The sequence below is a fragment of the Paenibacillus sp. FSL H7-0943 genome, assembly GCF_037963265.1.
Taxonomy (GTDB): domain Bacteria; phylum Bacillota; class Bacilli; order Paenibacillales; family Paenibacillaceae; genus Paenibacillus_AQ; species Paenibacillus_AQ odorifer.
On the sequence record NZ_CP150148.1, the window covers coordinates 5,492,717 to 5,504,456 of the forward strand.

Annotated in this window: 15 protein-coding genes and 1 other annotated feature; of the genes, 2 read left to right on the plus strand and 13 right to left on the minus strand. The window is 44.5% G+C overall.

Annotated elements, in window-relative coordinates; translation table 11 throughout:
• Nucleotides 1–3: 3 nt before the first annotated feature.
• The 5 genes from rplU to NSQ55_RS24110 form a co-directional block, all read right to left on the minus strand.
• Nucleotides 4–315: a 50S ribosomal protein L21 gene (rplU, locus tag NSQ55_RS24090; RefSeq protein ID WP_036685166.1), complete on the minus strand. Its 312-nt coding sequence runs from the start codon at nucleotides 313–315 to the stop codon at nucleotides 4–6.
• A 14-nt stretch (nucleotides 316–329) separates the two neighbouring features.
• Nucleotides 330–416: a sequence feature (ribosomal protein L21 leader region), on the minus strand.
• A complete protein-coding gene (locus tag NSQ55_RS24095) occupies nucleotides 331–498 on the minus strand; it encodes a hypothetical protein (protein ID WP_155288184.1) in 168 nt (55 codons plus the stop codon). (Overlaps the previous feature by 86 nt.)
• Nucleotides 479–1,720 carry an Rne/Rng family ribonuclease gene (locus tag NSQ55_RS24100; protein WP_076129388.1) on the minus strand — a complete coding sequence of 414 codons (1,242 nt, stop codon included), beginning with the start codon at nucleotides 1,718–1,720 and terminating at the stop codon, nucleotides 479–481. Before NSQ55_RS24100 ends, NSQ55_RS24095 begins: the two co-directional genes overlap by 20 nt.
• Before the next feature lie 54 nt (nucleotides 1,721–1,774).
• Nucleotides 1,775–2,617 (minus strand): M50 family metallopeptidase, encoded by an 843-nt coding sequence (locus tag NSQ55_RS24105; RefSeq protein WP_036685160.1) that lies wholly within the window; start codon nucleotides 2,615–2,617, stop codon nucleotides 1,775–1,777.
• Nucleotides 2,610–3,506: a M23 family metallopeptidase gene (locus tag NSQ55_RS24110; RefSeq protein ID WP_339169459.1), complete on the minus strand. Its 897-nt coding sequence runs from the start codon at nucleotides 3,504–3,506 to the stop codon at nucleotides 2,610–2,612. Before NSQ55_RS24110 ends, NSQ55_RS24105 begins: the two co-directional genes overlap by 8 nt.
• A 342-nt stretch (nucleotides 3,507–3,848) precedes the next feature.
• Here NSQ55_RS24110 and NSQ55_RS24115 point away from each other — a divergent pair, with 342 nt between their 5' ends.
• Nucleotides 3,849–4,271: a transposase gene (locus NSQ55_RS24115; RefSeq protein WP_076277485.1), complete on the plus strand. Its 423-nt coding sequence runs from the start codon at nucleotides 3,849–3,851 to the stop codon at nucleotides 4,269–4,271.
• 175 nt (nucleotides 4,272–4,446) lie between these two features.
• On the plus strand, nucleotides 4,447–4,971 hold the full coding sequence (locus NSQ55_RS24120; protein WP_076277486.1) for a hypothetical protein: 525 nt from the start codon (nucleotides 4,447–4,449) through the stop codon (nucleotides 4,969–4,971).
• A gap of 1,028 nt (nucleotides 4,972–5,999) precedes the next feature.
• On the opposite strand, the gene minD is transcribed toward NSQ55_RS24120, so the two are convergent.
• The 8 genes from minD to NSQ55_RS24160 form a co-directional block, all read right to left on the minus strand.
• Nucleotides 6,000–6,794: a septum site-determining protein MinD gene (minD, locus tag NSQ55_RS24125; protein WP_076277488.1), complete on the minus strand. Its 795-nt coding sequence runs from the start codon at nucleotides 6,792–6,794 to the stop codon at nucleotides 6,000–6,002.
• A gap of 5 nt (nucleotides 6,795–6,799) precedes the next feature.
• Nucleotides 6,800–7,459, minus strand: a complete 660-nt coding sequence (minC, locus tag NSQ55_RS24130) for a septum site-determining protein MinC (RefSeq protein ID WP_036685154.1) — start codon at nucleotides 7,457–7,459, stop codon at nucleotides 6,800–6,802.
• Nucleotides 7,460–7,538: 79 nt separating this feature from the next.
• The gene (gene mreD, locus NSQ55_RS24135) at nucleotides 7,539–8,069 is read right to left on the minus strand and encodes a rod shape-determining protein MreD (protein ID WP_080742577.1); all 531 of its coding nucleotides are present in this window, start codon (nucleotides 8,067–8,069) and stop codon (nucleotides 7,539–7,541) included.
• Nucleotides 8,069–8,947 (minus strand): rod shape-determining protein MreC, encoded by an 879-nt coding sequence (mreC, locus tag NSQ55_RS24140; protein ID WP_076303227.1) that lies wholly within the window; start codon nucleotides 8,945–8,947, stop codon nucleotides 8,069–8,071. The genes mreD and mreC overlap by 1 nt, the downstream gene beginning before the upstream one ends.
• A 62-nt stretch (nucleotides 8,948–9,009) precedes the next feature.
• Complete coding sequence (locus NSQ55_RS24145; protein WP_036685150.1) at nucleotides 9,010–10,044, minus strand: rod shape-determining protein; 1,035 nt, start codon at nucleotides 10,042–10,044, stop codon at nucleotides 9,010–9,012.
• A gap of 38 nt (nucleotides 10,045–10,082) precedes the next feature.
• A complete protein-coding gene (gene radC / locus NSQ55_RS24150) occupies nucleotides 10,083–10,772 on the minus strand; it encodes a DNA repair protein RadC (RefSeq protein ID WP_036685147.1) in 690 nt (229 codons plus the stop codon).
• 25 nt (nucleotides 10,773–10,797) lie between these two features.
• A complete protein-coding gene (locus tag NSQ55_RS24155; protein ID WP_339169463.1) occupies nucleotides 10,798–11,394 on the minus strand; it encodes a Maf family protein in 597 nt (198 codons plus the stop codon).
• Nucleotides 11,395–11,428: 34 nt separating this feature from the next.
• Nucleotides 11,429–11,674 (minus strand): DUF4321 domain-containing protein, encoded by a 246-nt coding sequence (locus NSQ55_RS24160; protein ID WP_036685144.1) that lies wholly within the window; start codon nucleotides 11,672–11,674, stop codon nucleotides 11,429–11,431.
• Nucleotides 11,675–11,740: the final 66 nt, after the last annotated feature.

Genomic DNA, 11,740 nt, shown 5'->3' on the forward strand with positions numbered 1-11,740 from the left:
TTCTTACGCTTGAATCTTCTCGATAGTTACTTTCGTGTACGGTTGACGATGACCTTGTTTCTTGTGGTAGTTCTTCTTAGGTTTGTATTTGTAAACTACAACCTTAGCGCCTTTACCATGTTTCTCGACTTTAGCTGTTACAGACGCGCCGCTTACTAGCGGAGTTCCTGCAGTCAGACCACCATCGTTAGAAACAGCCAATACACGGTCAAAAGTTACACTTGCGCCGTCTTCAGCTTCCAACTTTTCAATGAACAAAACGTCGCCCTCTTGGACTTTGTATTGTTTACCACCAGTTTCGATAATTGCATACATTTTACTTGCACCTCCTCATGTCTCAGACTCGCCTAGTCTAGGTGGCAGAATTCCCGTAGGAACTGCGCTTATGTACCCGATCGGAGCGGTTACAGCATGTGCAGGATCAACTGCATCAAACACATACTTGAAGATAGTATCATACTTATGACTTATCGTCAACTCATTCCAGCCATTCTCCAACTTTTCCGGTTCCCCCGCAGCACTGGCAAATCACAGGCGCAAAGCTGGCTGAATCATGCCTTGCCTTCTTTCTGGTCATCTCGAGCAGCCCGAGTCTTGTCCACCCCAAAATATGTGTTTTGGTGCGATCCTTGCAGATCACTTTCTCTAATCGCTCTGTAACCATCTTGCGGTGAAGCTCTTGTTCCATATCAATAAAATCGACAATAATGATTCCACCAGTATCGCGTAACCGGATCAAACGACCGATCTCCTCAGCTGCGAGCAAATTCGTATTAGTAACCGTTTCTTCAAGCGATGCTCCGCCAATATATTGAGCGGTGTTGACATCAATTACGGTTAACGCCTCTGTCTCATCCCAGATCATTGTTGCTCCGCCCTCCAGCGTGATTTTGCGGCTGAAGCTCTTGAGCAATTGATCCTGAATACCATAAGCAGCGAAAATAGACTCCGCTCCATTATAAAGACAGACTGGCTTGTACCCTTCAGGAGCCATGTCGTCCAGAAAGGCTGTTGCTTCTCTAGCTGCGGCAGATGAATCAATAATCAACTGATCCCGTTGCGGATTAAAGGCATCTCTTATAAAGCGTTGGACAATACTAAGATCACGATGTAGTAAAGCGGGAGCCTCTACCGTTTGTGCCTTACGTGTAATATTCTCCCATTGGGCACGCAAAAAAGAAAGATCACCCTCCACAGCTTCATGTGGCTCGTCCTGAGAAACCGTCCGCATAATAAGCCCTTCTTCTTTCATTCGCAGACGTTCTCCGATTCCTTTGAGACGACTGCGCTCTGCATCCCGGCTTATTTTTTTGGAGACACCGACGTATTCTGCAAAGGGCATGTACACCATCCAGCGCCCGGGCAACGTATAATGAGTCGTTACACGCGCGCCTTTTCCGCCGCTCGGCTCTTTCCGCACTTGAACAACAATATCCTGTCCCGGCTGCAAAAGCGTCTCGATAGAGGGCTTCACATCAGGCTGTTTATCCAAATTAGGATGCAATACATCATCAACATATAAAAAAGCATTCTTCTTCTGTCCGATATCAACAAAAGCAGCCTGCATACCTGGAAGTACGTTAATCACACGGCCCTTGTAATAACTGCCGACCAACCCTTGCTGCTGATCGCGTTCAGCCGCGTACTCCACCAGCCTTCCGTTTTCCAGAAGAGCCATTCGGGTAATGTGCTGCGTGCAGTGAACGATCATCTGTTTCATGGCTTCACCTCTGGTTTCGTTCGTTCATTCCTTCACATTCTCTGCATAAATACACTATATTCCGAAGTAGGTTGATATTAAGCGCTGTTCCGGCACAACAGCAACAACATTTCCTTTACCGTTTAACACATAGATAAAATGATATTGATTACGTTTAAATAGACGCAATATATCATCTAAAGGTTTCGCAGATAATGCAACTATTGGACGAGCTACGCTTCCTGTTCGCAAATGATACTCATAAACAGCCTCCCGATTCATCAAAAAAGCAACAAACCGGTACGGTAAATTACGATGGTCGGTGAAATTCGAATACAGCAGAAAAGCTCCGATCATGACCATATTCAGCCTAAGGCCTCCACCCGCTCCAAGAGGCAGCAGCGCATATATAATCACAAGGACACTTGCGGCTACACTCACCCGTCCAGTCCATAACAAAGTGTAGTAATAAGGAAGTACTAAACTAATAGTGGCCTGAAGCACTTTACCTCCGTCAAGCGGCAGCACTGGCACTAGATTAAAAAGCCCAATAATGGCATTGGCATGAATAAAATAGGTCAGAAATTCCTGATTGCCATAACCGGCTTGTTGAAGTCCAAAAGCAATAACGATCATAATTCCATTTTGCAGTGGACCGGCAAGGGCTATTCCGATCTCACGACTGGCTGTAAGCCGCCCATGATCTTCAATAACAGCCACTCCGCCAAACGGAAGAAGCTGAACCGACTTAACTGTAACACCGGCCAAAAGAGCCGCAACGACATGTCCCATTTCATGAATGAAGACAATCGTAAATAAGGTGAGCAGCTCTAGAAATTGTCCCGTGACCACGGAGAATAACATAATGATCACGAACAGTGGATGTAGTGACAGTTCGATACCAAAGATCCTAATCAAACGATACCACTTCTGTAGGATCAATATAAGTCTTGTCTTTTATCACTGCGAAAAATAGTGTTGAAGCTGAGGATACGTCCTTCTCCATCATCCAACCGAGTGAATCCCCGCTCTGCACCCAGTCATCAACCTCCAGCTTGGTGCCGCTCAAATGTCCGTATTCTGCAGTGACACCGCCTGAATGCTGAACAGCAATTCGAATGCCCCCTTCCAGCTCCTTAGAGATGGAGAGAATACGTCCCATGTCTATACTTTTCACCGTCACATTTAAGGTTGAATCGATTTGAGGCATAATTTCCACCCCTTTTAGCGTAGATGCAAAAGGCTGGACAATGCTCCCAGCTATCGGGGCAGTAAGTTGATGATGAGCGGCCACTTTTTGAGCAGGCTCATCTTTATCCCCAAATATCGGAATGAACGCTGGAGCTCCGTTAAAGTTCTCCTCATACCAGACTCTCACAGCCGTGAAATCCATGTCATTGCTTAACGCATCACTAATAAAAGCTTGCATCTTATAGGACCATGGCTGATGTACCGCAAAAATCCCCCACACCGCTCCAAACACAAGAACACTAGCAACAAAGCGCCGAATAAAACCAGCAGTGAAATTTGAGCCTCCACCGCCGTTATCCTCCCAGCCTCCACGACTCTTTTTCCACATCACCTCTGGATCGGGCTCTACAGAGGATTGATCCGCATTCTTAAATCCTGTTCCCCATTCCTTAAAGCTCGTACTCTTATCCGGCATAATAAATAAAGGGGGAGCGTCCGCTATTTCAAGTTCCGGGACTTCCGAAACTCCTGAGACTGCTGAGACTTCCGGGAGTTCCTCCAATAAACTACGAATACGCTCCTTGCGGCGATTCTTGATATCTGATTTCTGATCCATATTTATCCCTCCGGACGGGCTTGTTTTACTTCCATTTTATGAAGCACGGAAGTCTCTTTAGAACAAGCCCCTCCAAGGTAGGCCATATAAATACCGGAAAGTACTAGAATGAGCTAAGCTTTTAAGCGAGATATATAAGACTGTTCCTTAAGCTCACATTGTTAAGGAAAAATATGTAACCGTCAAACCTGGCGTCATCTGAATCTTCCCAGAGATCTTCTACTGATTGACTCGACTACGGTCACAGCGGCAAACTCCCGAGTGCCTTGGGCCCCATACAAAAAAATCAGAGGGCATTAAGTTGCATGGCACCTTGTTTCATGACCAGCTATACCTCTGAACGTGGCGGAATCGATCGCAAAGCGACATCGGCATCGGGTCGTTGAATTTGAAAATAACCGGAGTGAAATCGTGCGGGTTGTGACCGATGTGAGAAAAGCTGCCCCTCACGTTATCGCTAAGAATTATAAGACACGCTGGCAAATTGAAGTCTTTTTCCGGTGGATTAAACAGCATCTGAATGTGCCTTATCTATTTGGAACGACAGAAAATGCGGTATATAGTCAATTATTTGTGGTCCTTGCCGTCTATGTGCTCCAGAAATACATTTTTGATGAAATTCATCCCAACATGCCTATCTTTACTCAACTGACCTTTTGGGAATCTGTGCAGTATTTGCGCATGTTTAATCTTCCACTGGAGCGGCAGGTTCAGCTTGGCCTGCTCTGGAATAAATGGAATTCCGGAATATCTGCCATCCCATAATGTGGCGAACTGAACTATCATGATTGAAAAACAAGACAAAAATCGACATGATTCCTTTTGGATAAATATCCTGTAGGAAAAAGGGATCAATTTACTTATTAAACATTTATTTCTATATCAGTATTTGATATGGTAATTAAGTACAAAAAATATATATTTGGAGGAAAAACATCTTATGAAAAAAATCTCTAGTTTATTTCTTTTAACGGCTGCTATTTCTTTAGTAAGTGCAGTTCCAACGTTTGCTGCGAATGAATCTAGTACTAACGCAAGCCCATCTTCGTTTGACTCTATTGCACCTTTTGTAGCGGGGGAAGCTACGTTTCCTGCGAATGAATCTAGTGCTAACACAAGCTCTTCTTCGATTGACTCTATTGCACCTTTTGTAGCAGGAGAATCTACGAGTGTTGTTGTAGCTCCTGTTACCTATACATTATCAAATCCCATTAATGGAGCTGGCCAGTATGGAAAAATTACACTTGAATCAGCTGGTAAGGCTAGTTTATTTATTTACTACAATACAGGTAATGGAGTATGGACGAATATGGGTATAAATGATCCAGGAGACAGTGGTATTTTATTAGATGCAGGCGAGGGCTCAGAATCACTTGACTTTTATATGAATTTAGGTTGGCAGTATAAAATTAAAGTATATGCAGAGACTCATACAGCAAAAGGATATATTAGAAACTACCAATAATAACTAAATGTAATAATTTTATTTTGGAGCATTTACCGAAATCCAATTAAACAGCGACAGTCTAGGACTTTATTTTCTCGTCCTTTGCTGTCGCTGTTTAATTTGCTAGGGGAAGTAAAAAAACATATTTTATAAAGTATGACAGTATGACAATTGGGATACTCGCGTGGAACATAGCATCGAGTCTAACCCTTTATTTTTCTACTGACAGTACTCGCTGTAGGAGCGGAAGCAGGTAACGCTTGTACTGTTTGATCCAGTGTAGGATGTTAAGGTGTGAGGCATGGTGCTTAAGGTGGGCCGACATTTGAGGTAAATAAATCTCAACTCGAAGAGGATTATGGCTGGATAAAGATAGGTGATGTTATTGACGCAATCACAGAACAAAACCACCCTACGGATGAATAAGCTTACAAGCCAGCGGTCATTTGTCTGCTGGCTAGTAAGCTTATTCACAAAGGTTCCGTTACAAGCTGGACAGAAAAACTCTAGAAATTCTCCGGCTTCCAGCTCATATGAGCACTTTGCCACTATAAATTCGGGTACAAGATCTACCATCCCTCATTCCACACAGACATAATCTACCCATTCTTCAGGCTCCATATCTTCCTCCTATGGACTCCATAGGGACAGTTCCTTTTCCTTATCCTATTCCCTCTTTTGACCTCCCTCTTTTGACCTTCCTCTTTTTTCATTCCTTCGTATTCCCAATTTCTTTTGGTTTTTATATTCTTGCTTCTCGTCATAATAATGAACTCGTCCATATTCTGCATACCAAACACAAGCAACATTCGTGCTTACAGTATGGACGCATCTCGGGTCTGACACGTAGCTCTCTATCATCCGTTCACGGTAACTCTTCTTCTTTCGTTTTTCCATAGGGAAGGTCTTCTCAATTTATTTATGTACCATTAGCCACAATTCTTTGCATTGTATCATTGCCTATTATAATACAAAAAATCCCACCCGTAGATTTCTCTATGGATGGGATCAATTATGTTTTTATAGTAAAATCGCTAGACTTAAGACTAGACCATGCCGAAAAATTTCTTAAGTTTCTTAAATGCTCCCGGTTTGCGGTCAAGCTGCATCAGGGGTACAGCATCACCTAAAATTCGGCGTGCAATATTGCGATAGGCAATAGCAGCTGAAGAATCGGGATTCATAACTGTAGGTTCTCCGTTATTTGCGGCTTTAATGACTAATTCATCATCCGGAACAATTCCGATAAGATCAATGTTCAGCACCTGTAATATATCCTCAATATCAAGCATATCCCCAGACTTCACAAGACCTGGGCGAATACGGTTTACCACCAATTTCGGCGATTCCACACTCGACTGTTCTAATAGTCCGATTATACGATCGGCATCCCGCACAGCGGCATGCTCTGGTGTGGTAACCACAATCGCTTTATCCGCACCGGCAATCGCATTGCGGAAGCCGTGCTCGATTCCTGCCGGACAATCGATCAGAACATACTCATATTCCTTCTTTAGTTCAAGAATGATATCTCTTACTTGTTCAGGAGAGACAGCCGTTTTATCCTTTGTTTGAGCTGCAGGCAGCATATACAATTCATCAAAGCGCTTGTCTTTAACTAGCGCTTGATTAAGGCGGCAACGTCCTTCCGCTACATCCACAAGATCATAAATAATACGATTCTCAAGCCCCATAACTACATCCAGATTACGCAGTCCAATGTCGGTATCGACGAGACATACTTTTTTGCCCTGCAGTGCAAGTGCGGTTCCAATGTTGGCTGTTGTGGTTGTTTTGCCAACTCCGCCTTTGCCCGAGGTTACGACTATCGCTTCTCCCATGGAGGCTACACCCCTTTAAACACATTTAAATCCTGACGTAATTTGACCAAATTATGAATCTTATCGATCTGCATAGCTCCGTTTGTTAAATATGCAAATTCCATACTGCTTTCTCGGGTTTCCCATTCATCGGGCGGACGACTAATAATATCGGCAATTCGCAGCTGCGTTGGAGACATTAAAGAAGCAGCTATAATTGCTTCCTCATTCCCGTCTACTCCAGCATGCGCCATCCCTCTTAGCGAACCTAGTATATAAATATCGCCTGAACAGGTTATGGTCCCCCCAGGGTTCACATCCCCCAGATATAGAAGATTTCCGTTATGGTGCAGCACCTGACCGGAACGTAGAATTCCGCTCATCAGAAACAATGCGTCATTATCCTCACTGCCGGGCGCTGGAAGCGCCTCTATAGATCGAATCAACAGATTTCCCTGTCCCTTAAGAATCTCCAGCACAGCTTCCTTGTCTTCCTCAGTTACGGTACGATTGCCCAGCTTTATGTCCACATGTACAATCGGTCCAGTTAAAATATTTTGATGGCTGTGCTCCAGCTTATAGCGAAGCTCGCTCAGAAGATCTTCAAAGGGACATTTGTCGTCTAGCAGGAATATCAGGCCATCCTTGATGCCCTTAATCCTTACATGCTTGGATTTTACTGTCATATGCCTGGCCCCCTATCCTCATTCATTCGTGCCGGGCCCCTTAAATTCCTGCTTTGTATAGAAAGAAAATAGAAGCTCTTTAAGCCGCTTCTTCCTTATTCGTTTCTTTCTTGATTAGCTCAAGCTGGCGCCGAACCGGTATGTAGAAGAGTAGCCCGATGGCAAAATGAAAAAGCATCGTCGGCAGCATGTGATTCAAAATCGCCCAGCTATAAGGTTCTTGATTAAGATTAAATACACTATAGATACCAAATAGTATACTATCCTCAAGTAGACTTCCAAGCAGAACCACAGTCATCATAAGGGGCAGCGGAGCACGTGGAATCTGAAATAAAAGGCCGATTAAATAAGCCGACAATCCCATCGCAAAAGAGTGTGCTCCAAGAATTCTGCCGTAAAAAACGACATCATGCAGCATTCCAAAACATAATCCCAATATAAGTGCTGTATGCCGATGATGATATATAGTCACGAACAATAACACAACAAAAACCAAATTCGGAATGATTCGCATCTGCCACACATCTGGAATCAGCCAAGGTAAGATGGTTCCCTCCACAATAAATAAGAGGAACAGTAACAGAACAAGAACTGATCTGCGCATATTCACTATTCAGCACGCTCCTCCGTAAACACAACAATCAACTGCTTCCAGTCCTGAAATTCTGCTGAAGGCTTAATCACTGCTGTGGAGGTTAATCCAAATTCACCAACATCGACGCTTTCAACTGTGCCTATTGTCAATCCCCTTGGATACAACCCTCCAATACCGGAAGACAGAATAGTATCCTCCGCCGCAATAGGATCACCCGGTGGAATCTTAGTCATCAGCAGTCTGTTCGTCTCTGGATTATAACTCTCAATCATCCCAAAGGACTTACCCTCTTTATTTAAGGCAGTTGCCGCAATAGGCGGCTGGGAATTAGGATCATTGGTATCCATCATTGTCATCAGCTTCACCGTGGAGGTGAAATTGCTCACCTGACTAATAACCCCTACCATACCATCGACGGAAATCACGGACATATTAGGTCTAACCCCATCTTTGGAGCCCAAATCGATAACAATCGTACTATTGCTTGGCTCTGTAGTCTGGCTAACTACCTGCGCAATACGATATTCATATTTATACAATTCTTTCTGGGCATTAGTGAAGTCCAATTTCTCCTTCAATGATTCATTTTCTGCCTTGACGAAATTATACTGGGCTTTATCACGTGCATACTGGGCAGCCATAATTTTAAGCTGTTCATTTTCTTTAGCAAGATCACTCAGATTTCCAATATCTTCAAACAAGCCCGCTACATATCCAGCGGGCTTGTAGAACATTTTTTGCACGAAACCAGTCGAATCTCTGAGAAAGTTCTCCGGCCAGGACAAGCCTTTCCTTGTTGCCAAGCTGAAGCCCATTACCACAATGAACAGCACCAGTGTAATCAACAGAATAAACAGACGTTTATTGCTTAAGAGTTTAAACAGTTTCAACACCCTCTAACAACAGTATTTCTCCCATAACAGGGGTTGACTTACACAAGTGGTAGAACATCATCTTATCTCTTCGAACGAAGACTGGATCCGCTGCGGCTCTTGAACAAATGAATGTTCTCAAGTGCCTTACCGGTTCCAATAGCTACACAGTCCAGTGGATTCTCAGCAACAATAACCGGCATTCCCGTCTCACGTGCAAGCAGCTTATCCAAGTTGCGAAGCAAAGCTCCCCCACCTGTCAAAACAATTCCACGATCCATAATATCTGCTGCAAGCTCTGGCGGACATTTTTCCAACGTTACTTTAACAGCTTCAATAATAGCATTCACTGTGTCAGACAAAGCTTCACAGATTTCATCAGAAGTAATTGTAAGTGTTTTTGGCAGACCTGTTACGAGATCACGGCCGCGAATTTCCATGGTTTCAGCCTTTTCAAGAGGAAGGGCAGAGCCAACATCCATTTTGAGCTGCTCCGAAGTACGTTCACCGATCATCAGATTGTATTGACGTTTGATGTATTGAATGATGGACTCATCCGCTTCATCACCTGCAACACGCACTGAACGGCTAGTAACAATGCCGCCGAGTGAGATTACGGCAACTTCAGTTGTACCTCCACCGATATCTACAACCATACTACCTGTAGGCTCCCATACTGGCAGATCCGCACCGATAGCAGCAGCAAAAGGCTCTTCGATAATGTAAGCTTCGCGAGCGCCAGCTTGTTTGGTAGCATCTTCTACCGCACGTTGCTCTACAGCAGTAATGCCAGATGGCACGCAGACCATTACATTAGGATGACGCTGGAACATAGAACGCTGTTTCTGTGCTTGACGAATAAAATATTTAATCATCGTAGCCGTTGTATCAAAATCAGCGATAACGCCATCTTTCATCGGACGGATCGCACGGATATTTCCAGGTGTACGACCGATCATTTTTTTGGCGGATTCACCCACGGCTTCAATCGTCTTAGTATCAGTGTTAATGGCTACAACGGAAGGCTCTCTTACAACAACGCCCTTACCGCGTACGTAGACAAGCGTATTCGCTGTCCCCAAGTCAATTCCTAAATCTTTTGTGAAACCACCCAACATGCTAATTTCTCCTTTTCCTAAGTAAATCTACATTTATATTACATATGTCCTTTTTCTTTCAAGCTTACGAAACTGCTATCTCCGATAATTAGATGGTCCAGCACATCTATTCCGATAATCTCACCTGCCTGAAGCAATCTAGCAGTTAGGGAAATATCTTCTGGACTAGGTGTTGGATCACCACTAGGATGATTGTGCGCGCATATAATAGAGGCGCTACTGCATTTTATAGCTGCTCTGAATACCTCACGAGGATGAACGATCGAAGCATTCAGGCTGCCCATGGACAATGTTTCTTGTCCAATCACATGATTCTTCGTGTTCAGAAACAGACAGACAAAATGCTCCTTTTGCAAATAACGCAATTGCTCAGTCAGAATCTCAGCAGCGTCCCCAGGACAGCGGATAATGACCGGCATATTGAACCTGGAATTCGCAAGGCGCCTTCCCAGTTCGATGCCTGCTTTTAGTTGTACGGCCTTGGCAGGACCGATACCGTTGATTTTAGTCAGTTCTTCGATGCTAAGGTCAACTAGCCCACGCAGGCCACCGATCTTCCCCAGCATCTGCTGTGCAATATGAATAGCCGACTCGCGGCGTGTTCCCGTACGCAGCAGAATGGCTAACAACTCCGCTTGACTTAATGATTCCGCCCCATAATGCATCATGCGCTCTCTAGGTCGTTCTTCATGGGGGAGGTCCCGCAGCATAATTGGTTGCGACTCCATCCCTATCCCTCTTTCCCCAGGCTTCCTACCGGCTCAATACAGTTATACCGAACTCGGATAGCATTTCGCCAAGAAGCGACAAAGGCAATCCGACTACATTGAAATAACAGCCTTCAATTCGTTCCACCAAAATGGACCCAAGCCCTTGTATCGCATAAGAGCCAGCCTTATCAGCGGGCTCTCCCGTAGCTATATAAGCAGCAATTTCCTCTTCAGTCATTGCCCTCATCGTTACGGAAGTAACACGGTGCTCCACTATAGTCTTCCCATTCGGGAGTCCGAGGCAGGCTACACCCGTGTATACCTTATGAGCTCGGCCCTGAAGTCTGGTAAGCATCGCTTTGCTGTCCAGCTTGTCCACCGGTTTGCCTAGCACAGTATCATCTAGTACAACAATTGTGTCGCTTCCTATAATGACTGCGTTACGCTCTCCGGCTGTAGCTACTACGGCTTCTGCTTTTCGCAAAGCTAGACTGCGCACGATTCTCTCCGGCGTCCAATCCGGCGGTGTGCTCTCATCAGCTTCGCTGGTAATGACCTCAAAGGGTAAACCCAGTAAGGATAACAGCTCACGTCGACGCGGTGAACCTGAGGCTAGAATAATGAGTGGTGAGTTGTCCACGTTGTAAACGTCCCTTCTTGCTAAGTAACGAGAGTTACAGTCTGCGGTACAGCCATACAGCTGTAATAATACCGGCGAGACTAAGCATGCACAATTTCAAATGAATAGTGATGTCATAGGTTATGATGTCTAAATCGGCTCGCGGAGACCATTTGAGCACAGTCGATGTTGTTAGAAAAGACAGAGCCTTTACGGGCTGCAGCAGCTTGGCGATCCAGGCTCCAGCCAGCCAGCCTAGAATTAGAAATAACAGCAGTGTTCCTACATTTTTCTTCTTCATCTCAGTCTTCCCTCGCCATTTTTTGACACCCTAATTATTATACGGTGAAACGGTGATCAATACAAA